Raw genomic sequence first — 20,853 nt, forward strand, 5'->3', positions numbered from 1 at the left:
CCGGTCGGTCACCCAGGACCGGAGACTGGTCTGGGGCGGGGTCTGGATCTTCTTCTCCTGCTCCTGGGTGGGGCAGGACTACTTCTCCCCCAGGCGTTCGCGTTCCTGCTCTACGTCGTGGTGCTGGCCCTGGTGTTCCGGCAGCTGTCGGTCCGGCCGGAGGCCGGGGACCGGGGCTGGGCGCCGAGCCGGCTGCTGCTGGTGCTTGAGGCGGCGATCATCTCCTCGCACCAGCTCACCCCGCTGATGCTGCTCACCGTGCTCGCCGCGCTGTCCCTGCCGCGGGCGAACCGGCGGATCACGCTGCCACCGCTGCTGGGCGCGCTGGCCATGGTGCTGCTCTGGGACGGCACCGCGGCCCGCCCGTACATCTCGGCGAATCTGCACAGCTTCGGCCGGGCACTGCTCACCCCGGACGGCAATCTGGTCTCCGGGCTGGCCGGGCTGGGGACGGCCGCCCCCGGACAGGTGCTGGTGGACTGGGTCGACCGCGGCCTGTCCGCGGCCGTGGTGCTGCTGGCGCTGGTCTGCCTGGTCCGGCGTCCCTGGGTGCGGCGCACCGGACTGCCGCTGGCCGCGCTCTCGCCGCTGCCGCTGCTCGCCGCCAACAGCTACGGCGGGGAGATGATCTTCCGGGTCTACCTGTTCGCGCTCCCGGCCACCGCCTTCCTGGTCGCCGCCCTGGTGCTGCAGCCCGGGCCCCGGCAACGGCTGCGCACGGCTGGCTCGGTGCTGCTGCTGGCGGCCCTGCTGTGCGGACTGTTCGTCAGCTACTACGGCAAGGAGGCGATGAACCGGTTCACCCCCGCCGAGGTCGACGCGGCCCGGTACGTCACCGGCAGCGCGCCGCCGGGTTCGGTGATCGTCACCCTCACCGACAACATCCCCGGCATCTACGCGCACTACGAGGACCACGACCTGGTGCAGCTGGCCCAGCAGGCGCAGCCGGAGACGACCCTGCTGGTGCGTGATCCGCTGGCCGGGCTGCGGGCCGCGGTGCAGGGGACCGCTCCCGGCGTCCCCGCCTATCTGGTGCTGACCCGCGCCCAGGCAGCCGAGTGCTACCTCACCGGGCTGCTGCCGGCCGACACCTCGGCCCGGCTGCAGGCCGCGGTCGGGCACTCGCCCGGCTACACCGTGGTGTACCGGAACGCGGACGCGGTGGTCTACCGGTTCGTCCCCACCGCCGGACGACCGGCCGAGGCGGTCCGATGAGGAGCCTGCGGCCGCCGCCGACCGCGACCGGCCTCGGGCTGGCCCTGTCCGGCTGGGTCGCGCTGGCCGTCACCGCCCTGCCCGCTGCCGGATTCCTCCGGGTCCTGGTGGTCACCGCCTTTCTGCTGCTCTGTCCGGGAGCGGCGGCGGTCCGGATGGCGGCGGCCGGGCCTGGGCGGCCCGGCCGGGGGCTGCGGACGCTGGAGTCCGCCGTGCTCACCGTGGCGCTCAGCCTGTCGATCGGTGCGCTGGTCGCCGAGGCCTTCTTCCTCGGCCACAGTTTCAGCGCGACCCGGGTGCTCGCCGTGCTGGCCGCCCTCACCACTCTGATGGCACTGTTCACCGACCTCGGCCCACGGCTCCGGCGCCGCTCCCGATGCCGCCGCTCCCGACCAGCGGCGGGGACGGCGGCGGTGGCGGCGGTCCGCGGGAGCCGGCCCGGTGGCGGCGCGCTCCGGGCGGCGCTGGCGGTCGGGCTGCTCACGGCCACCGCTGCCTGCGCCGGACAGGGGGCGGCCCCGGTCGGCCCGGACTCCGTCGCCGCGTCCGTCCCCTCCGTCGCCTCGGAGGCGGCCGCACCCGCCGCGCCCGGCCCCTGGCACAAGGTGTTCCAGGACGACTTCAACGGCTCCGCCCTGGATTCCAGCAGTTGGACCACCTGCTACGACTGGAACCTGTCCGGGTGTACCAATGCCGGGAACCACGAGACCGAGTGGTACCTGCCCAGCCAGGTGGCGGTCGGCGGCGGGGTGCTCAGCCTGACCGCCGACCGCCGCAGCACCCTGGGGTCCGACGGCGCCACCTACCCCTGGACCTCGGGCATGGTCTCCACCGGGCGGGACTCCTGGGACGGCACGCCCCGGCGCACCTTCACCCGCGGCTACTTCGCCGCCGCGGTCCGGATCCCGGCCCAGGGCGGCATGTTCCCGGCGTTCTGGCTGATGCCGGACACCCGCACCACCCCGCCCGAGCTCGACATCGCCGAGTTCATCGGCTCGACCCGGTCGGTGGTGATGACCGTGCACTGGGCCGGCCCCGACGGCCGGGACACCAGCCGGCACCGGTACTACGGACCGGTGGACTTCCCGGCCGGCTACCACGTCTTCGCGCTCGACTGGGAGAGCGACTCGCTGACCTGGTACGTGGACGGCGTGGCCCGGTTCAGGACCACCGACCACGTTCCCGATGTGCCGATGGAAATGCTGCTCGACCTGGCCGTCGGCTACCCCGCCGCGCCGCCGGCCTCGGTGGACTCGGCCGTGATGAAGGTCGACTGGGTCCAGGTCTGGCAGCACTGACCCGGAACCGCCGCGGCGGACGTCAGTGGGAGCGGACGTCAGTCGGTGGGCGGGCCGCCGACCGGCCGTCCCAGGCCGGCCCTGAGCCGGCGGTAGGCGCGCCAGCCCTTGGTGCGCCAGTGCTCGGGGAACGGCGCCACCGGGGCCCCGGTGCCCTCGGTCCAGGCCTGGAAGAGCTCCGGCGGGGTGTCCGCCCTGACCATCAGCCGGGAGATCCGCAGCGGATCGTCGGTCGGCGAGCTGAAGGCGTAGCCGACGGCGGTGGCCGAGGACCAGCCGGCCTTCTGCACCTTGCGGCGGACCGAGGGGCTGGAGTATCCGTGCGGATAGGCGAACGCGTCCACCGGATGCGACAGCAGCTGCTCCAGCTCCCGTTTGCAGCCCGCCACCTCGTCGCAGAGCCGCCGCCCGGACTGGGTGTCCAGCTGCGGATGGGTGCGGGTGTGGCCGCCGATGTCGATGCCGAAGGCGTCCAGGGTGGCGATCTGACGCCAGTTCAGCATCGCGGCGGGGGGCAGCAGGCTGCCCTCGGACGTGCCGCCCGGCGGGTGCACCGCCCCGGTGGTGACATAGAGGGTGGCCGGCAGGCCCCGCTCCTCCAGCAGCGGGGCCACGGTCCAGTAGAAGTCGGCGAAACCGTCGTCGAAGGTGAGCACGGCGGAGCGCGGCGGCAGGGTCGGACCGCCGCGCAGCGCGGCGACCAGCCGGCGCAGCGGCACCACGGTGAGCCCGGCGTCGGCGATCCGGTCGAGCTGCTCGGTGAAGACCCGCGGCGTCACGGTGAACGGCGCGATCCAGGCCGGCGGGTCGTCGACCACCGAGTGGTAGAGGAAGACCGGTATCCGGTTCATGGCGGCGCACCCTCTCATGGCGGAGCTCCCTCTCATGGCGGCGCTCCGTCGGGACGGTGCGAGGCGCCGCGCAGCCGGCCGTCGGTGTAGCCGAGCAGCGCGCCGCCGACCCCGGTGACCACGGCCGCCGCGGTGCCGGGGCTGCTGCCCGAGCCGGGACGCAGCCCGCGGACCAGGGCCCGGGGGAGGGCCGAGCGCAGATAGGCGCGCTCGCTGGACAGCGCGGGCCCCGATCCGGCGTGCCGGGCCACCGCGGCCTTGGAGAGGCCCTCGGCGTAGCAGCGGGAACGGAAGTAGGACCAGCGGGTGCGTGCCTCCGGCACATGGTGCCGGACCACGGCGGCCGGTTCGTAGAGCAGCACGCCGTGCGGCGCGCGGGCGGCGATCCGCAGGCACAGCTCGGTCTCCTCGCAGCCCAGCGGGCGGGTGCCGACCCGGCCCAGGTCGGTCCGGAAGCCGCCGGCGGCCAGCACCGGGGCCCGCCGGAAGGACATATTGGCGCCGATGAAGTTCCGTACCGGCGAACGCTGTTCGGGCATCCCCCGGTAGCAGCAGCCGATCACCCAGTCGAACTCCGGCGGGAACCAGCCCGGGCGGCCGGTCTCCCACCAGGGCAGCACCAGGCCGCCGACGCCGAGCACGTCCGGGTCGGCGTAGCCGTCGAGCAGCCGGCTGCTCCAGTCCGGGTCGGCGGCGGCGTCGTCGTCCAGGAAGGCGACAACCTCGCCGCGGGCGGCGGCGACCCCGGTGTTGCGGGCACCGGAGAGGCCCTGCCGCTCCTGGTTGGGGAGCACCCGGACGCCGGGGAACCCGGCCCCGGCGCGGTCGGCCAGCTCCGGGCAGTGGTCCACCACCAGCAGCAGCTCGTCGACCGGGCCGCTCTGCTCCTGGACCGAGGCGATCGAGGCGGACAGATCCCGCCAGCGGTCCACGGTGTAGGCGCAGACGATCACGGAGAGCGACGTTCGATCGGGCATCACGACCTCCTCGGGGGTGGGACGGGCAGCCAGCGCGGCAGGGTGAGCAGCAGCGGCAGGCCCAGCGCGCACTCGGCCGCCAGCCAGGCGACCCCCACCCCGGTGACCCCGAGCACCGGCAGCAGCCAGATGCTCAGGCCCAGCACCAGCACGCACAGCACGGCCTGCAGGCCCACCGCCCAGGACAGCCGGCGGCGGGCCCTGGCCACGTCGACGGCCACGCTCAGCAGCAGGTTGGGCAGCGCCGACAGCGCCAGCAGCCGCAGCAGCGCGGTGCCGTGCGCGGCGTACTGGGGGCCGAACAGGGCGAGCAGCCAGGGCGCCGCCACCACCAGCAGCAGTGCCGCGGCGGCCAGCAGCACCGCGTTGTGCCGCAGCACCCTGCGGGCGTGCTCGACCAGCCGCTCGGGGGCCCTGGCCGCCTCCACGATCAGCGAACTGCCCATGTTGTAGGCCACCAGGAAGAGGGTGTAGGCGATCACCCAGGCCAGCGAGAAGTACGCGCTGCCCTCGTCGCCGAGCCGGTTCAGCACCAGCAGCGGCACCACGTTGTACGCGGCCAGCCGGAACAGCGCGCCGACGTAGTCCGCCGCCGCGTAGCCCAGCACCCGCTGCGGTGCGGCGGCGTCCCGCTGGGCCTGCCGGTGGGCCGGCACGGCGTGCCGGAACAGGAAGACATTGGTCACCACCAGGGCCACCACCAGGGCGCCGACCCAGGAAGCCAGGATCCCTGCCCCGAGCGCCAGGATCCCGCAGAGCGCCAGCAGGGCCGCCTTGACCGCGGCGAACAGCGCGTTCTCGCCCAGCACCCAGCCGGTGCGGCGCAGTCCAGTCAGCGCCCCGTCCTGGAGCACGAAGATCGAGTAGCCGACCGCCCCGGCCACGAAGCAGACCGCCACCTCCGGCTGCCGCAGATAGCCGAGCCCCGGCGCGACCTTCGGGATCAGCAGCAGGAAGGCCACCGCGACCAGGGTGCTGCACAGGGCGCTGGCCGCGTAGCAGCGCAGCGCCAGCCGTCCGGCGTGCTGCCCGGCCGCCGGGACGAACCGGACCAGCAGGTCGGCCAGGTTGAGCTGGCCGACGCCGGAGAGCAGCATCACCGCCGACAGCGCGGCATAGCTGCGGCCGACCGTCGCGGTGTCGTACCAGGAGGTCGCGAGCACCCAGAAGGCCGCGCCCAGGGCCGCGGCGAGGAGCGAACTGAGGGTCAGCACATGGCCGTTGCGCAGCAGCGGCTCGCCGTCCAGGGCCGCCCGGGCCCGGGCCCTGAGCAGGGTGGGGTAGCTGCACGGCCGGGGCAGTGCGGCCGGGGTCTCCACCCGGGTGGTCATGGCCGGCCGGCCCGGTGCAGGCTGAGCAGATAGCCGAGCGGGCCGTACAGCAGCCCCTGCAGCTCCAGCAGCGAGAGCCGCCCGGACCAGCCGCCGCTGTCCGCTGCTGCCTCAGGCCTGCGGCGGGTGGCGGCGTGGTGCAGGCCGCGGGGCAGTCTGCGGGCCAGGGCGGGCAGCATGGCCGGCTCATTGGCGATGGCGGCCGCCAGGAAGGCGCCGAACCCGGCGCCGTACCCGAACGCCTGGGCGGGCAGCGCGTCCTGGTCCCGGCTGGGGCGGTGCCAGACGATCGCGTCCGGACGGTAGGCCAGCTCGGCCCCGGCGACCAGGGCCCGGAAGAAGCCGAGCAGGTCGTCGCCGCCCCGGGCGGCGGTGCCGGTGCCGGTGGCCGGGTCGAAGCCGCCGATCCGGCGCAGCAGGTCGGTGCGGAAGGCCATGTTGGCCCCCGAGCCGAACCGACCCGCGGTGAACGGGAACAGCGGGTCGTCCGGCGGTTCGGCGAGCGACCAGGTGCGGGGGCTGAAGCCCTTGTCGTAGCCGCCGTGCCGCTGCAGGTCGGCCTGGGCCCTGGTGGCCAGCTCGGCCGGCAGGATCAGCCCGGTCACGCAGCCGATCCGCGCGGAACCCGCGAAGGCCTCGGCGATCGCGGCCGGCCACTCCGGGTCGACCAGGGTGTCGTCGTCGGTGAAGGCGGCGATCCGGCCGGTCAGCTCGGGCAGCGCCCGGTTGTGGGCCCGGGCCAGACCGGCCACCGGCTCGTAGAGGTAGCGGACCCGCCCGGGGTAGCGGCAGCGGACCAGCGCCTCGGTGTCGTCGTTGTCGGGGGCGTTGTCGACCACCAGCAGCTCCAGCCGCGGATAGCCGGTGCCGAGCAGGGAGTCGAGGCACTGGCGCAGCGCGCCGGCCCGGTTCCTGGTGGCGACGACCACGCTGATCGCGGGCGGCTCCCGCAGCACCCGGGCCCGGCGGGCCCGGCACGGCGGGTCGCCGGACGCCGGGTCGCTCGTCCTGGGGTCGCTGGACGCCGCGCGGGCGTCGGCGGCGAGGTGTCCGGCGAGCGGGGCCGCCAGTTCGCGACGGGCGGCGTCGACCAGCGCCTGGCGCGTCCCGGCGGGGTCGCCGGGTCGGCCGGTCACGGTGACCACTCCGAGCGGGTGTCCGTGCAGTCGCACCAACGCCAGTACGCGCCCGTCCGGTTCGATCGGCCCGGCCCCACCGGGTGCGCGCAGCACGCCCGGTGCGTCCAGGTCCAGGTCGGCGATCCGGACGGCGGTCCAAGGCGAGTCGCGGGCGACGAGGCAGGGGCAGGCCGGGTCGGTGCGCCGGTCGGTGCCGTTCATCGCTCCCCCGGGGCGACGGGTTCCGCGGACCGGGCGCCGGGGCGCTCGGCGAGCAGGGTCCGCAGCACCCGGCGGCCGTCGGAGACGGCGTGCAGGTGCGAGCGCCCGTGGCGGCGGGGGAGTTCGAGGCTCGGGACCTCGGCGATCCGCAGTCCCGAGCGGAGGGCGTGCGCGATCATCTCGGCCTCGATCTCGAAGCCGGTGGAACGCAGGTCGAGCTCGTCCAGGAAGCTGCGCCGGAAGGCGCAGTAGCCGTAGCAGAGGTCGGTCAGCATGGCGTCGTAGAGCCGGTTGACGACCGTCAGCAGGGCCCGGTTGCCGAGCGAGCGGATCCTGGTGAGGTCCAGCGAGCCGCCGCCGGCCACGAACCGCGAGCCCTTGACGAAGTCGTAGCCGTTGTCCAGGAAGTGCAGGTAGTGCGGGATCTCGCCGGGCCACATGCTGCCGTCCGCGTCCAGCATCACCACGTACTCGCCGCTCGCCGCCTCGAAGCCGGTGCGCAGCGCGTTGCCCTTCCCGGCGCCCCGCTGCGGGACGCTGACCACGGTCGGCAGGCACTGCGCCGCCATCCGCAGGGTCGCGTCGCTGGAGTCGCCGTCGACCAGGATCACTTCGTCCACGCAATGCGGTATCTGCTCGAAGACCCAGGCGATGTTGCGGGCCTCATTGTGGGCCGGTACCACCAGGCTGACGGTGTGTCGGGTCCTGGGCAGGTCGTCCTCACGGCGCAGCGGGTGCGGTTTCGGACTGGTTCGGGGCAGCGGAATGCTCACAGCGCACGACCTCTCCATGGGCGACGGCAGTGCCGAGGTCCGGGGCACGCCGATGGGAACGAGGGTGCGGTCGCAGAGCGGAGCGCGCCCCTGAGGAAAGCGAACGACCGACGGGGGCAGCGGGCCCGGTAGCGGGCGGTCTGCCACGGACGTCTTGCGACTCCGCTCGATCTCGGACGCCGAAGCGCCAACTGACTGGCAAATGTGCGGTGCCAGGGATTCATCATCTGCGGGTGCTCACACAGAGTCAAGTTGTCCTGAGGACATTTCTCCGAAATGATGTCGAATGCCTCGATCGGCTTCCGAACCGCTACGCCGTGTAGCCGCTTTCGGCGATTCGCCGGGAGATCTCCTCCGGCCGGACCGGCCTGCCGTAGTACCACCCCTGGGCCCAGTCGCAGCCCATCGCCCGCAGCCGTTCGGCGTGCGCCGCGGTCTCCACCTCCTCGGCGGTCACGGTCAGCCCCAGCGTGTGCGCCAGCGAGACCACGGCGCCGACGATCCGCCAGCCCAGCGACTCGTCCCTGGTGGGGTCGTGCAGGTCGGCGACGAAGGAGCCCGCGATCTTCAGCCCGGAGACCGGCAGGTCCCGCAGGTAGGAGAGGTTGGACCAGCCGGTGCCGAAGTCGTCGATGGCCAGCGACACCCCCATCTCCACCAGCGCGTGCAGAGCGTGCAGCGACTCGTCGTCCCGGCCGACCACGGCGCTCTCGGTGATCTCCAGCTGCAGCAGCCGCGGGTCGAGGCCGGTGCTGCGCAGGATCCGCGCCACGTCGGGCACCAGCCCGGCGTTGCGGGTCTGCCGGACCGACAGGTTGACGTTGACCTGCGGCGCGGCGGCGCCGAACCGGCGTACCCACTCGGCCGCCTGGCCGCAGGCCTGCTCCAGCACCCAGCGGCCCAGCGGCATGATCACGCCGGTCTCCTCCGCGGTGGCCACGAACTCGTCCGGGCCCAGCACCCCCAGCTGCGGGTGCCGCCAGCGGACCAGGGCCTCGACCGCGACCAGCGCGCCGTCCGGCAGCGCGCAGAGCGGCTGGTAGTCGATGAAGAACTCACCGCGGTCCAGCGCCACCGGCATCCGCACCGACACCGCGTAGCGGTTGACCGAGAGGGCGTTGCGCCCCGGGTCGAACAGGGTCCAGCGGCCCCGGCCCTGCTCCTTGGCCCGGTAGAGGGTCAGATCGGCGGCCCGGACGGCGGCCATCGGGGTGGTGGTGGCCACGGTCCGCTCCAGCACGCCCACGCTCGCCCCCACCGAGAGCTGGTGGTCGCCCACCAGCACCGGTTTGGCGAGGGCGTTCAGCACCGTCTTCGCGACCGCGACCGCCTGCTGCTCGCCGCTGCAGTTCTCCAGCAGCACCACGAACTCGTCGCCACCGAGCCGGGCCAGCAGATGGCCCATCGGGGTGAGCACCGACCCCAGCCGGTCGGCGATCGCGGCCAGCAGCTGGTCCCCGGCCTCATGGCCGAGGCTGTCGTTGATGACCTTGAAGCCGTCGAGGTCGATGTAGCACAGCCCGATCCTGGCCCCCGGCGCCGGATCCTCGAACAGCGCCTCCAGCTGTTCGAAGAACGCCGCCCGGTTGGGCAGGCCGGTCAGCGGATCGTGGGTGGCCTGGTGCCGCAGCCGCTCCTGCAGCCGGTAGCGGTCGGTGATGTCCTCCAGCATCGCCACCTGGTACTGCGGCGCGCCGTCCTCGTCCCGGATCAGCGAGACGGTCAGATGGGTCCAGACGACCTCCCCGTCGCGCCGGTAGTAGGGCTTGTCGAACTGGAACCGGTCCCGCTTCCCGCTGATCAGCTCCTCGTACGCCTCCCACACCCCGGGGGTGTCCTCCGGGTGCACCAGGTCGTCGACCCGGCGCCCCTCCAGATCCTCCGGGCGCGCGCCGAACAGCTCCAGCAGCGAGGGGTTGACCTCCAGGATCCTGCCGTCGATGTCGCCGATGCCGATGCCGATGGCCGCGCTCTCGAACAGCGCCCGGAACCGGGCCTCGGAGGCGTGCAGGGCCCGTTCCGCCTCCTCCCTGGCGGAGTCGGCGGCCAGCCTGATGCTCTCCTGCTCGTGCAGGGTCTGCTCCCGCAGCGCCACCGCCCAGCCGACCGCGAAGGCCCCGGCCAGACCCGGTCCGCGGTCGTCGGCGAGCGGCGGTTCCTGCACCAGCCCCACCACCCGGGCGAGCATCGCCGGATCGGTGTAGTGGGCGTGCACCAGCATCGCCCCGGCCTCCTGGGCCAGCGCCGGGTCGAACGGGTCCTCGTTCCTGGCCCGGTTCAGCAGCGCCGTGGTCCGGGTCACCAGCCGGCGCTTGGTGCCCGCGGTCAGCGTGCCCCCGTGACCGTCGTGCAGCAGCGCGGCCCAGGCCTCGCCGAACCGGTCGACCGCGCTGACGTCCTGCGGCGGCGGAGCGTTCACGAGCGGCGTCCCACACCGACCATGCCGACCAGGCGTTCCGGGTGCTCCTCCACCGCCGCGGGGTTCTCCGGGTGCCACTGGGAGAAGTAGACGACGCCGGGCTCGACCAGCTCGAAGCCGGCGAACATGCCGGTGATCCGCTCCATGCTGCGCATGGTCAGCGGGGTCGGGGTCCGGGCGTAGAGGTCCTGGTGCGGCCCGGTCTGGTCGGGACGGCCCTCCAGGCCGGCGTGCGAGAGCACCAGCATGCTGCCCGCCGGCATGGCCTGGTGGAGCTGCCGGAGGATCGCCTCCGGGTCCTCCTCGTCGCTGATGAAGTGCAGCACCGCGACCAGCAGCACGGCGACCGGCTCGCCGGCCGCCAGCAGCCCCGCCACGGCCGGCTGGGCGAGCAGGCCGGCGGTGTCCCGCATGTCCGCCTCCACCACCTCGCTGAGCGGGTCGTCCTTCAGCATCAGCCTGCTGTGCGCCACCGCGACCGGGTCGCGGTCCACATAGACCACCCGGGCCTGCGGTGCGGTCTCCCGGGCGATCTCGTGCACCGCGCCGAAGGTCGGGATCCCGGAGCCGATGTCCAGGAACCGGGTCACCCCCTGCTCGGCGACGTACTGCACCACCCGGAGCAGAAAAGCCCGGTTGGCCCGCATGATCACGGGCAGGTCCGGCCACAGCTCCATCGCCTGCCGGGCCATCTCCCGGTCCACTGCGAAGTTGTGCGATCCACCGAGGTAGTAGTCGTAGACCCGGGCCGCGTTCGGCTGGTCGAGATCCGTTCCCGCGGGCACCCACTTCGGTCGCGACATATTGGGACCTCTTTGAGTGGAAGCAGACAATGGTCAGTAAAAGCCTCCTACCCCTGCATAACTGCTGCAACTCGCGTTATGCCCGCTGCGGCAGCGGGTCGAGGGCGGCCAGCTCCTCCGCCGAGAGCCGCAGCGCCCCCGCGGCCAGGTTCTGGACCAGGTGCTCCGGGTCGCCGGTGCCGGGGATGGCCAGCACGTGCGGGCCGCGGTGCAGCGTCCAGGCCAGCCGGACCTGGGCGACGGACGTGCCGTGGGCGCGGGCGGCGGCGAGAAGCTCAGGGCTGTCGGCGCCGGTGGCGCCGGTGGCGCCGCCCTCGCGGCCGGCCCCGGCGATGGCGAAGAACGGGACGAACGCGATGCCCTGCTCGCCGCAGGACCGCAGCAGCTCCTCGTCCGCCGCGGTCCGCGCGTCGATGCTGAAACGGTTCTGTACGCAGACCACCGGAGCGATCGCCTGGGCCTCGGCGAGGTGCCCGGCGGTGACGTTGGAGATGCCGAGGTGCCGGATCAGCCCCGCCTCGCGCAGCTCGGCCAGCGCGCCGAAGTGCTCGGCCAGCGGACCGGGACTCATCAGCCGCAGGTTCACCACGTCCAGGTGGTCCCGGCCCAGCTGCCGCAGGTTCTCCTCGACCTGGCCGCGCAGCTGCTGCGGCGTCGCCGAGTACCACGCGCCGGAGGGGTCCCGGCCGGGACCGACCTTGGTGGTGATCACCAGCTCCTCCGGGTACGGCGCCAGCGCCCGGTTAATCAGCTCGTTGGCGGAGCGCAGCGCCGAGAAGTAGAACGCGGCGGTGTCGATGTGGTTCACGCCCAGCTCGACCGCGCGTCGCAGCACCCCGAGCACCCGCTCCCGGTTGCTCGGCGTGCCGGCGTCGAACGCCCCGCTGCCGGTGAGCCGCATGGCGCCGAAGCCGATCCGATGGACCGTCAGGTCGCCGAGTTCCCAGGTGCCGGACGCTGCCGCGGTGATCGTCTCTGAAGTCATCGGGGCAGTCTGCCACAGGGTCAGGGGGCTGGCCCGGCCGCGGGTCCGGAGGTGGGTCCGGCCGCGGGGTGAGCTGTGAATTGGGCAAAAGGGAGCTCTCGGGCGAGCCAAGGATTCGTCAGATTTGTCCCATCATTCACGCATGCGGGCGTTTCGCTCCCAGTGAGAGCTATCTCCGCCCGGCAGGCTCGGAGCATGGCAACAACCGCGACCCGTGTCCTCGCCGTCCCCCGTCCCCGACCCCTGGCCGAGCCCCGCCACGCCCGTCCGGTGCTGATACTGATCACCGCCGTCGCGGCGCTGCTGTACGCCTGGGACATCGGGCACAGCCAGTTCCACCCCTTCTACGCCGACGCCGTGCGCAGCATGGCCGGCAGCTGGAAGGCCTTCGCCTACGGGTCGTTCGACCCCGGGAACACCATCACCCTGGACAAGCTCCCCGGTTTCCTCTGGCCGCAGGCGCTGTCCGCGCGGCTCTTCGGCTTCCACGCCTGGGCGCTGACGCTGCCGCAGGTCATCGAGGGCGTGCTGAGCGTGCTGGTGCTCTACCGGGCGGTGCGGCGCTGGGCCGGGGTGAACGCGGGGCTGCTCGCGGCCGGGTTCCTGGCGCTCACCCCGGTCGTCGCCGGACTGTTCCGGACCTCGGTCGAGGACCCGGCCTTCCTGCTGCTCCTGCTGCTCGCCGCCGACGCCACCCAGCGCGCCGCGCGCGAGGCCCGGCTGCGGACCCTGCTGCTGGCCGGGGTGTGGGTCGGACTGGCCTTCCAGGCGAAGATGCTGGAGGCCTTCGCCGTCCTGCCCGCGCTGGCCCTGGTCTACCTGGTGTCCGCGCCGACCGTGCTGCGGCGGCGGCTGGTGCACCTGGGGGTGGCCGGGGCGGTGACCCTGGCCGTGTCCGCCTCCTGGATGCTGCTGGTCACCCTGACGCCCGCGGCCGACCGTCCCTATGTGGACGGCAGTACCAACAACTCCGCGGTGAGCATGGTGGTCGGCTACAACTTCCTCAACCGCTTCTCGGCGGTGGGCGTGGACGCCGCCGATACTGGCAGCGTCTCGGCGGTGCAGAACGCCGGGGGCGGCGCCGGCCACGCGGCCCGTGCCGGCCATGCTGCGGGCGGCCAAGACGTGGGCCGCCACGCCGCGGGGCAGGCCCAGCAGGCCCAGGCGGGCGGCTGGGGCGGCAGCGACGGCGGATGGGGCAAGCTGGTCTCCGGGCCGATGGCCGCCGAGGCCGGCTGGTTCTACCCGCTCGCCCTGGCCGCCCTCGGCCTCGGCCTGTTCCAGCGCCGACGCCTGCCGCGGACCGACACGCTGCGGGCCGGACTGCTGCTCTGGGGCACGTGGTTCGGGGTGTTCTTCGTGGTCCTCAGCGCGGGCAGCGTCGGCGGCCACACCTACTACATGGGCGTCGTCGCTGCCCCGCTCGCCGCGCTCAGCGGCGCCGGGACGGTCCTGCTCTGGCGCGCCTACCGCTCCGGCGGACGCAGCGCCTGGGCGCTCCCCGGCACGGTCGCGGTGACCGCGGCATGGGGAGCGAAACTGGCGTCGGACTACCCGACCTTCCTGCCGCTGCTGGCTCCGGGTGTGCTGCTGCTCGGGCTGGTCTCGGTGGTCCTGCTGAGCCTGCCGCTGCTGCCGCTGCTGCGGCGAGGCGGCCTGGTCGGGGCCAGGGCCGGGCTCGCGGTGGGACTTGCGGCGATGCTGGTCGCTCCCGCGGCCTGGACCGCCTCGGTCCTCGACCCGGCGTACGGGCACTCCGCGATGGGCGCGGTCGGGCCGCCGGCCCGGCACATGATGGGCTTTCAGCCGACGGCGAATCAGTCGACGGCGAAGCCGAGGCCGAAAGCCGCGACCGGGGCCGGCGGTGCCTTCGCCGCCGCGATGCAGGGCTCCGGGACCCTGACGAAGAGCCAGGACGGGCTGTTCGCCTACACCCAGGCGCACCGGGGCAGCGCCCGCTACCTGTTCGCCACCACCAGCTGGGCGCTGGCCTCCCCGTACATCCTGGCCACCGGCGCCGCGGTGATGCCCATCGGCGGCTTCACCAACCAGGCCCCGACGCCCACCCTGGGCACGCTGCAGCGCGAGGTCGGGGCCGGGGCCCTGCACTACGTGCTGCTCAGCGACGGGACGTCGGGGTTCGCCGGCTTCGGCGGTGGTCAGCAGAGCGGTCGGCAGGCGGAGGGTACTCAGGCAGCGGGTACCGGTGTGCGGACGGCCGCCGCGCAGGCCTCGGCCTGGGTCAGCAGCAGCTGCGCCGCGGTCCCGCCGAGCGCCTACGGCGGGGGAGTGGCCGGCACCCGGCTCTACCACTGCGGTTAGTCGGCGCCTGGACGGATGGGTGGCGGCTCGACCGAGCCGCCACCCATTTTTGATACACCGTCAGATCGACTGCCAGGTCGGCTTCGCCGCGTAGGTCGCGCGGAAGTAGTCGGCCAGCTTCAGCCCGGAGGCCGCGGCCTCGTCGACGACCACGGTCGCGTGCGGGTGCAGCTGCAGCGCGGAGGCCGGGACCAGGGCCGAGAGCGGGCCCTCGACCGTCGCCGCCACGGCGTCGGCCTTGCCCTCGCCGGTGGCGAGCAGCACCAGGTGGCGGGCGTCGAGGATGGTGCCGATGCCCTGGGTGATGACGTGGTGCGGGACCTCGTCCAGGCTGTCGAAGAAGCGGGCGTTGTCGACCCGGGTCCGCTCCGTCAGCGTCTTGATCCTGGTCCGGGACGCCAATGAGGAGCAGGGCTCGTTGAAGCCGATGTGGCCGTCCGTGCCGATGCCGAGCAGCTGCAGGTCCACCCCGCCGGCCTCGGCCAGCGCCCGGTCGTAGGCGAGGCAGGCCGCGGCGATGTCCTCGGCGCTGCCGTCCGGGCCCATGAAGGAGCTCTCGGTCAGGCCGAGCGGCTCGACGACCTCGCGCAGGACCACCGAGCGGTAGGACTCGGGGTGGCCCTTGGGCAGGCCGACGTACTCGTCCAGCTGGCAGATCCTGGCCCGGCTGACGTCCAGGTCGGTGCCGCGGGCCCGGCCCGCCAGCGCCGTGTAGATCGGCAGCGGGGTGGATCCGGTGGCTACGCCGAGCAGCGCGTCCGGCTTACGGGTCAGCAGGTCGGCGATCGCCGCCGCGATGAGCTCGCCACCTGCGGCGGCGTCGGGAACGATCACAATTTCCATGCTGGTCCCATTCGTTCTGAAGCGTGCGCGAGATGCCGCTTGATGGTATAGACCAATTTAGCAGAACGCGCCTTCCGCCCGCCGAATTGACCGTACCTCGGACACCCTTCCGGGGCTCTTTGGACAGGCCCATAGTAAAGGACCTTAATCAGATCGGCGCCAATCGTCTCCCAACGGCCCCCGGTCGGTTCAGGGCAGGGTCGCGGACAGCAGGACCAGCAGCGGGACCACCCGCTCGCCCGGCACCTCGTAGCGCCCCCGGGAGGTGGCCCGCAGCCAGCCGGCCAGGTCGGTGACACGTTCATTGAGACCCATGGCTCCGTCACGTAGCTACGTAACTTTTGACAAGTGGGCGGTGGTAGCGGCCCGGAGTGGTGCCGAAGGCGTGTCGGAAGGCCTCGATGAAGGCGCTGGTGCTGCTGTAGCCGCAGGCCGTCGCCACGGCGGTGACCGAGCCGCCGCCCGCCAGCAGCCTGAGCGAGTGGTGCAGTCGGAGCTGGGCCCGCCACTGCGGGAAGGACATCGTGGTCTGCGCCCGGAACAACCGGCTCAGCGTGCGCTCGCTCGCGCCCACGGCCGCGCCCAGCTCGGCCAGGGAACGCGGATCGGCCGGGTCGTCCTGGAGCAGGGCGGCGACGTCCCGGAGCCGGGGATCCTCCGGGGTGGGCAGCCACAGCGGCAGCGCCTCCACCCGGCGCAGCTGGTCCAGCGCCACCTGCTCCAGATTGCCCCGCTGGCGCTCCGTCAGCTCCCGGTCGGTGACCAGGGCCATGATCACTTCGCGCAGCAGCGGGGTCACCGCGAGCACGGTCGGCCGGTCGAGGCGCAGCGGATTGACCGCCACGTCGAAGACCAGCGAAGCCATCCGGGTCGGCCCGTGCGCCTGGTGCGCGTGCGGCACCCCGGCCGGCACCCACACCGCCCGGAACGGCGGGACGATCCAGGAGCCGACGTCCGTGGACACCTGCAGCACCCCCGCGCTGGGGTGGATCAGCTGGTGCTCGGCATGGTGGTGCCAGTCGACCCGCTCGCGGTGCGACAGCGAGAGCAGGGTGGGACCGTCCAGATCCTGGCTGGTTGTCGACATAGATAGGCAGAATACCGGTAGCCCGCAGGCGGCCCCACTGGACAGGCTTGGCCCATGACGACATCTGCCGCCGACACCTCCCTCACCGCCCCGCAGGAGCGGCCCCCTCCCTCCACCTGGCAGCGGATGCGGCTGTGGGGGATCGCCCACGCCGTCGACGACCTCTACCAGGGCCTCGTCCCCGCCTGCGTCCCCTACTTCGTGCTGGACCGGCACTACGGGTACGTCGCCGCCGCCGGCCTCACCATGGCTGCCACGCTGGGCAGTTCGGTGCCGCAGCCGTTCATCGGCATCCTGGTCGACCGGCGCCGACTGCCCTGGCTCGCCGCCGCGGGCGTGGGTCTCGCCGGGACCGCGCTCGGGATCTCCGGGCTGCTCCCCTCCTACACCGCGGTCTGGACCCTGGTCCTGCTCTCCGGGCTCGGCGTCGCACTGTTCCACCCCGCCGCCGGACGCGCCGCCCGAGAGGCCGCCGGGGACAGCGCCGGGGCGATGAGCATCTTCGCGGCCGGCGGCAGCGTCGGCTTCTTCCTCGCCCCGGTGCTGGCCACCCCGGCCCTGGTCGCCTGGGGCGTGGGCGCCACCGCGCTGTTCATCCCCCCGGCGCTGCTGATCGCCTTCGTCCTGCTGCGGCACCAGCGCCGGGCGGCGGCCGCGGCCGGGGGCGGGGCCCTCGCGGCGGTGCTGACCGGCACCGACCGCTGGCGCCCCTTCCTGGTCCTGACCAGCATCGAGGTGGTGCGCTCGGTGACCTTCTTCGGAGTCAACACCTTCATCGAGCTCTACTGGCTCCGCGACCTCCACGCCTCCCGCGCGGTCGCCGGAACGGCGCTGGCCTGCTTCCTCGGCGGCGGCGTCGCGGGCACGCTGCTCGGCGGCCGGATCGCGGACCGGATTGGTATGGTCCGCACGGTCCAGCTCGGCGCCGCGCTGGCCGTCCCGATGCTGGTCGGCCTGCGGCTGGCCCCCGGCAACGGCTTCCCGGCGGCCCTGGTGGCGCTGCTGTTCGCGGTCCTGGCCGGGATCGCCCTCAACATCCCCTTCGCGGTCCTGGTCAAGCTCGGCCAGGACTACCTGCCCACCCGCCCCGGCACCGCGGCCGGGGTTACCCTCGGCCTCGCTGTCAGCGCCGGCGGCCTGGTCTCCCCGCTGCTGGGCCTGATCGCCGACGCGCACGGACCGGCCGCGGTGTTCACGGTGCTCTGCGGAGTACCGCTGGTGGGCCTTTGCCTCGGGCTGGGCCTGAGCGAACCGGGGGAGCGAATCTGACGGCTCCGTGGGGCCCGTTTTGCCATGTCCCCTACCGAATGATGTGACAAACCGTCACCCTGTTCACCAGACCCACATGCGAGCACACTTTGAGCACACATGAGGAGAACGGGGGAAGCGCCCATGGCAGGCACCGTGCCGCGCACCGTTGCCGCGCTGGTGCGCGCCCTGGTGAGCCTGGCGCTGCTGCTGCTTCTGCTGGTCGTGTTGCCGGTGGCCCTGCTCTACGGGACGCTCGCGCTGGCCGGGCCCGGCGGGTTACCGCTGCCGTCGAGTCTGCCCGCGCTGCTCACCGACCCGGACCAGGGGCAGCTGTTCGTCTGGGTGCTGGCCGCCGTCGGCTGGCTCGCCTGGGGGATGTTCGCGCTGGGCGTGTGCATCGAGCTGACGGCCCGGTTGCGGGGCAGGGCAGCCCGGCGACTGCCGGTCCTCGGCTGGTCGCAGCGGGCCGCGGCGCTGCTGCTGGGGGCGGTGTTCGCACTGGTGCCGGCAGCAGGGGCGTTCGCGGCGCCCTCGGTCTCCCCGCCGCCGGGCGTCACCGCGAGCGCCACGGCGAACGGAGCCGCCGTGCAGGCCGCGGCCGCGCAGGCGCACTACACCGTGCGGGCCGCCCGTCCGGCCGAGACGCTGTGGACCATCGCCCAGACGCAGTTGGGCAGCGGGGCGCGCTGGAACGACATCGCCGCCCTCAACCAGGGCCGGGTGATGGACGCCCATGGCACGGTCTTCTACGCGGACGGCGCGCTCGCGCCGGGCTGGAAGCTGCTGATGCCGGCCGCGGTGCCGGCCGAGGCCGCGACGGGCAGCACGGTCACCGTGCACCGGGGCGACAGCCTGACCGGCATCGCCACCGCGCACCACGTCCCCGGCGGCTGGCAGTCGGTGTACGCCGCCAACCGGGCGGTGGTCGGCCGGGATCCGGACGTGATCCAACCCGGTGAGAAGCTCCGCCTCCCGGGAACGACCGCTGCCCACAACCCCGCCCCGCACCCCGTTCCACGGCCGGCCGTCACCGTGCCCGGCGAACCCGCGCTGCGTCCCACGCTGCCCGATTCGCTCATCCCGGTCCCCGCTCCCGCCATGGTCACCGCCCCGCGCACGGCCACGGCTCCGCGGGCCGGATCGGCCAACCCGCTCCAACTCCCGGTCAGCATCGGCGCCGGCGCGCTCCTCGCCGCCGGGCTGGTCGGTCTGCTGGCCCGCAACCGCGTGCTGCAGCAGCGCCGCCGCCCGCCCAGGCGCCGGGTGGCGATGCCCGGCATCGAGGAGCAGCTGTACGAGACCTTCCTCCGGGCCATGGCCGACCCCGCCGGGCTGGACCTGCTCGACCGCACCCTGCGCACCCTCGGCATGACCTGCCTGGACACGGACACCGAACTGCCCGCGCTGGCCGCCGTCGCGCTGCGTCCCGGCGGGAGCGTCGATCTGCACCTGATCGACCCCGCGCCCGCCGTCGCCCCGTTCACCGGCTCGGCCGACGGCCTGCTGTGGCGCTGCCACGCCCCGGACGCCGACCTGCTCTCCGCCGAACGGGCCCGCGACGTGCCGGCGCCCTACCCGGCGCTGGTCACCCTCGGCCGCACCGTCGACGGCGTGCAGATCCTGGCCGACCTGGAAACGGTGCGGCATCTGCACCTGGACGGCACTCCGGGGGAGGTCGCCGCCGTCAGCCGGGCCCTGGTCGCCGAGCTCGCGGCGAGTCCGCTCGCGGGCCGGATGCGGCTGATCGCCCTGGGCGGCGCGGCGCCCCTGGTCGGCCGTCTGATCCACGGCACGGACGCCGAACGGCTGGCCACCCGCGCCGATCCTGAGCTCGCCCTCGCCGATCTCCAAGCCCACCGGCACTCCCTGGAAAAGGCCCTGATCGAGTGTCAGGTGATGCATCCGCGCGCGGCCCGCTCGCAGGGCGTGGCCGTGGACCTCTGGGCCCCTTCGCTGCTCTGCACCGATCAGCAGTTGACGCCAAGTCAGTTCCAGTCGCTCAGCGGCGTGCTGGCCGGGCCCGAGCACCACTGCGTGGCCGCCGTCACCCCCGCTGTCCCCGGGGCGCCCGGCTGGCATCTGGACGCCGGGCCCGGCCACCACCCGGTGTCCGGCAGCCTCCCCTTCGCGGTGGAGCTGCAGCGGCTCAGCGAGCAGGAGTTCGCGGCGACCATCGCCCTCCTCTCCGCCGCCCAGCAGCCCTCCGACCTGCCCGAACCCGCCTGGACCGACCACCATCCGGACGAGGAGGAGCCGGAACCCGACCCGGACGGCGATCCCTTCCTGATCCCGGTCCTCGCCTCGCACTCCCGCGCCACGGGCGGCGCCGCCCCGGCGTCGGCGACCTCGGTCCCGCTGCTGGCCCCGGACCTGCCGGGCGGGGGTGGTGGCGTCGGCGGCATCGCTGCCTTCGGTGCGCGCGGCAGCAACACGGCCGGTGGGGGCCGGGACAGCCTGCTCCCCGTCCTCAGCTCCGGCCGCCGCGCGGCGGAAGCCGCGGCTGCCTCCTCCGACGCCGACCGCGCCTCCGCCCCCGACCGCGCCGACGACCCCGGCCCGGCCCCCGCTACCGCCCCCGGCGGCCCCCGGGCCGCCTTCCCGCCGCGGATCCTGATGCTCGGCCCGGTCCGGGTCATCGGCGCGGCCGGGGCCACCCCGGCCGGTCCTGCTTCGATCAGTCAACTCACCGCAGTCGCAGCCCTGTTGATCACCCACCCCGAGCCCGACCCACGGCTGCTGGACGCCGTCCTCGACCCGGTTCCCTATGCCGCCGACCGGCTGATGGCGGCCCGCAGCGCCCCCCAGGCGCGGTTCGCGGCGATGTCCCGGCTCCGGGAGTGGCTCGGTGCGGGACCTGACGGGGTGCCCTGGCTGCCCGAGTCCGCCTGGCGCCTGCACCACGCCGTCAGTTGCGACTGGGCCGACTTCCAGGAGCTCTACCGGCTCGGTATGAACGCCCGCGGCCCGGCCGAGGACGCGGCCCTGCGCCGGGCCCTCGACCTGGTCCGCGGCGGCCCGTTCGCCGGGGCCCACCAGCTGTACCCGTGGGCCGAACCCTTCCGGCAGGACATGATCTCCGCCGTCATCGACGCCTCCCACGAGCTGGCGAAGCGCTGCTTCGCGGCAGGCGACCTGCCCGGCTGCGAGGCCGCCCTGCACCGGGGCCTCGCCGCCGTCCCGGAGGCCGAGATCCTGCACCGCGGCCTGATCCGGCTCTACGCCACCGCCGGCTACCGGGACCATGTGGCCGCGTCCATCACCCGCCTTGCCCAGGTCAACGACGCCCTTGGCTGCCTCGACTACGAACCGGAGACGCTCCAGCTCTTCAGCATGATCTCAAGTCACCGCAGCTGACCCT

15 protein-coding genes and 1 pseudogene are annotated in these 20,853 nt (G+C 73.7%); 5 read left to right on the top strand and 11 right to left on the bottom strand.

Features of this window, described 5'->3' with window-relative positions; translation table 11 throughout:
* The first annotated feature begins 117 nt into the window (after positions 1 to 117).
* Together ACXKR8_RS40350 and ACXKR8_RS40355 are read left to right on the top strand one after the other, a co-directional pair.
* A complete protein-coding gene (locus ACXKR8_RS40350) occupies positions 118 to 1,215 on the top strand; it encodes a hypothetical protein (protein WP_462100043.1) in 1,098 nt (365 codons plus the stop codon).
* A complete protein-coding gene (locus tag ACXKR8_RS40355; protein WP_458269479.1) occupies positions 1,212 to 2,513 on the top strand; it encodes a glycoside hydrolase family 16 protein in 1,302 nt (433 codons plus the stop codon). Before ACXKR8_RS40350 ends, ACXKR8_RS40355 begins: the two co-directional genes overlap by 4 nt.
* Positions 2,514 to 2,551: 38 nt before the next feature.
* On the opposite strand, the gene ACXKR8_RS40360 is transcribed toward ACXKR8_RS40355, so the two are convergent.
* The 8 genes from ACXKR8_RS40360 to ACXKR8_RS40395 form a co-directional block, all read right to left on the bottom strand.
* Positions 2,552 to 3,364, bottom strand: a complete 813-nt coding sequence (locus tag ACXKR8_RS40360) for a polysaccharide deacetylase family protein (protein WP_458269480.1) — start codon at positions 3,362 to 3,364, stop codon at positions 2,552 to 2,554.
* Between the two features lie 32 nt (positions 3,365 to 3,396).
* Positions 3,397 to 4,341 carry a glycosyltransferase family 2 protein gene (locus ACXKR8_RS40365; protein WP_458269481.1) on the bottom strand — a complete coding sequence of 315 codons (945 nt, stop codon included), beginning with the start codon at positions 4,339 to 4,341 and terminating at the stop codon, positions 3,397 to 3,399.
* Positions 4,341 to 5,672, bottom strand: coding sequence for a lipopolysaccharide biosynthesis protein (locus ACXKR8_RS40370; RefSeq protein ID WP_458269482.1), 1,332 nt, complete (start codon positions 5,670 to 5,672; stop codon positions 4,341 to 4,343). Before ACXKR8_RS40370 ends, ACXKR8_RS40365 begins: the two co-directional genes overlap by 1 nt.
* Entirely contained in the window at positions 5,669 to 7,012 is a 1,344-nt protein-coding gene (locus tag ACXKR8_RS40375; protein ID WP_458269483.1) for a glycosyltransferase family 2 protein, read from the bottom strand. Before ACXKR8_RS40375 ends, ACXKR8_RS40370 begins: the two co-directional genes overlap by 4 nt.
* Positions 7,009 to 7,785, bottom strand: a complete 777-nt coding sequence (locus tag ACXKR8_RS40380; protein WP_458269484.1) for a glycosyltransferase family 2 protein — start codon at positions 7,783 to 7,785, stop codon at positions 7,009 to 7,011. Before ACXKR8_RS40380 ends, ACXKR8_RS40375 begins: the two co-directional genes overlap by 4 nt.
* Before the next feature lie 310 nt (positions 7,786 to 8,095).
* Positions 8,096 to 10,204 (bottom strand): putative bifunctional diguanylate cyclase/phosphodiesterase, encoded by a 2,109-nt coding sequence (locus tag ACXKR8_RS40385; protein ID WP_458269485.1) that lies wholly within the window; start codon positions 10,202 to 10,204, stop codon positions 8,096 to 8,098.
* On the bottom strand, positions 10,201 to 11,007 hold the full coding sequence (locus ACXKR8_RS40390) for an SAM-dependent methyltransferase (protein ID WP_458269486.1): 807 nt from the start codon (positions 11,005 to 11,007) through the stop codon (positions 10,201 to 10,203). Before ACXKR8_RS40390 ends, ACXKR8_RS40385 begins: the two co-directional genes overlap by 4 nt.
* A 76-nt stretch (positions 11,008 to 11,083) precedes the next feature.
* Entirely contained in the window at positions 11,084 to 11,992 is a 909-nt protein-coding gene (locus ACXKR8_RS40395) for an aldo/keto reductase (protein ID WP_458269487.1), read from the bottom strand.
* 195 nt (positions 11,993 to 12,187) lie between these two features.
* On the opposite strand from ACXKR8_RS40395, the gene ACXKR8_RS40400 reads away from it, so the two are divergent.
* A complete protein-coding gene (locus tag ACXKR8_RS40400; protein ID WP_458269488.1) occupies positions 12,188 to 14,314 on the top strand; it encodes an ArnT family glycosyltransferase in 2,127 nt (708 codons plus the stop codon).
* 60 nt (positions 14,315 to 14,374) lie between these two features.
* Here the strand turns inward: ACXKR8_RS40400 and nagB are convergent, their stop codons facing one another.
* From nagB to ACXKR8_RS40415, 3 genes and pseudogenes are all read right to left on the bottom strand, one after another.
* Positions 14,375 to 15,157 (bottom strand): glucosamine-6-phosphate deaminase, encoded by a 783-nt coding sequence (gene nagB, locus ACXKR8_RS40405; RefSeq protein WP_458269489.1) that lies wholly within the window; start codon positions 15,155 to 15,157, stop codon positions 14,375 to 14,377.
* Positions 15,158 to 15,346: 189 nt separating this feature from the next.
* A pseudogene (locus ACXKR8_RS40410) lies at positions 15,347 to 15,442 on the bottom strand (ArsR family transcriptional regulator); the annotation flags it as partial.
* Positions 15,443 to 15,479: 37 nt separating this feature from the next.
* Positions 15,480 to 16,244 carry an AraC family ligand binding domain-containing protein gene (locus ACXKR8_RS40415; protein ID WP_458269490.1) on the bottom strand — a complete coding sequence of 255 codons (765 nt, stop codon included), beginning with the start codon at positions 16,242 to 16,244 and terminating at the stop codon, positions 15,480 to 15,482.
* Between the two features lie 54 nt (positions 16,245 to 16,298).
* On the opposite strand from ACXKR8_RS40415, the gene ACXKR8_RS40420 reads away from it, so the two are divergent.
* Both ACXKR8_RS40420 and ACXKR8_RS40425 read left to right on the top strand, forming a co-directional pair.
* The gene (locus ACXKR8_RS40420; RefSeq protein ID WP_458269491.1) at positions 16,299 to 17,513 is read left to right on the top strand and encodes an MFS transporter; all 1,215 of its coding nucleotides are present in this window, start codon (positions 16,299 to 16,301) and stop codon (positions 17,511 to 17,513) included.
* A 123-nt stretch (positions 17,514 to 17,636) separates the two neighbouring features.
* Positions 17,637 to 20,849, top strand: a complete 3,213-nt coding sequence (locus ACXKR8_RS40425; RefSeq protein ID WP_458269492.1) for a LysM peptidoglycan-binding domain-containing protein — start codon at positions 17,637 to 17,639, stop codon at positions 20,847 to 20,849.
* The last annotated feature ends 4 nt before the right edge of the window (positions 20,850 to 20,853 follow it).

This window comes from Streptacidiphilus sp. PAMC 29251 (assembly GCF_054208735.2).

Coding starts and splice junctions, on each gene's coding strand:
- nagB (WP_458269489.1), bottom strand. CDS start 15,157: ATGGAAATTGTGATCGTTCCCGACGCCGCCGCAGGTGGCGAGCTCATC.
- ACXKR8_RS40400 (WP_458269488.1), top strand. CDS start 12,188: ATGGCAACAACCGCGACCCGTGTCCTCGCCGTCCCCCGTCCCCGACCC.
- ACXKR8_RS40395 (WP_458269487.1), bottom strand. CDS start 11,992: ATGACTTCAGAGACGATCACCGCGGCAGCGTCCGGCACCTGGGAACTC.
- ACXKR8_RS40370 (WP_458269482.1), bottom strand. CDS start 5,672: ATGACCACCCGGGTGGAGACCCCGGCCGCACTGCCCCGGCCGTGCAGC.
- ACXKR8_RS40415 (WP_458269490.1), bottom strand. CDS start 16,244: ATGTCGACAACCAGCCAGGATCTGGACGGTCCCACCCTGCTCTCGCTG.
- ACXKR8_RS40360 (WP_458269480.1), bottom strand. CDS start 3,364: ATGAACCGGATACCGGTCTTCCTCTACCACTCGGTGGTCGACGACCCG.
- ACXKR8_RS40365 (WP_458269481.1), bottom strand. CDS start 4,341: ATGCCCGATCGAACGTCGCTCTCCGTGATCGTCTGCGCCTACACCGTG.
- ACXKR8_RS40375 (WP_458269483.1), bottom strand. CDS start 7,012: ATGAACGGCACCGACCGGCGCACCGACCCGGCCTGCCCCTGCCTCGTC.
- ACXKR8_RS40420 (WP_458269491.1), top strand. CDS start 16,299: ATGACGACATCTGCCGCCGACACCTCCCTCACCGCCCCGCAGGAGCGG.
- ACXKR8_RS40355 (WP_458269479.1), top strand. CDS start 1,212: ATGAGGAGCCTGCGGCCGCCGCCGACCGCGACCGGCCTCGGGCTGGCC.
- ACXKR8_RS40390 (WP_458269486.1), bottom strand. CDS start 11,007: ATGTCGCGACCGAAGTGGGTGCCCGCGGGAACGGATCTCGACCAGCCG.
- ACXKR8_RS40425 (WP_458269492.1), top strand. CDS start 17,637: ATGGCAGGCACCGTGCCGCGCACCGTTGCCGCGCTGGTGCGCGCCCTG.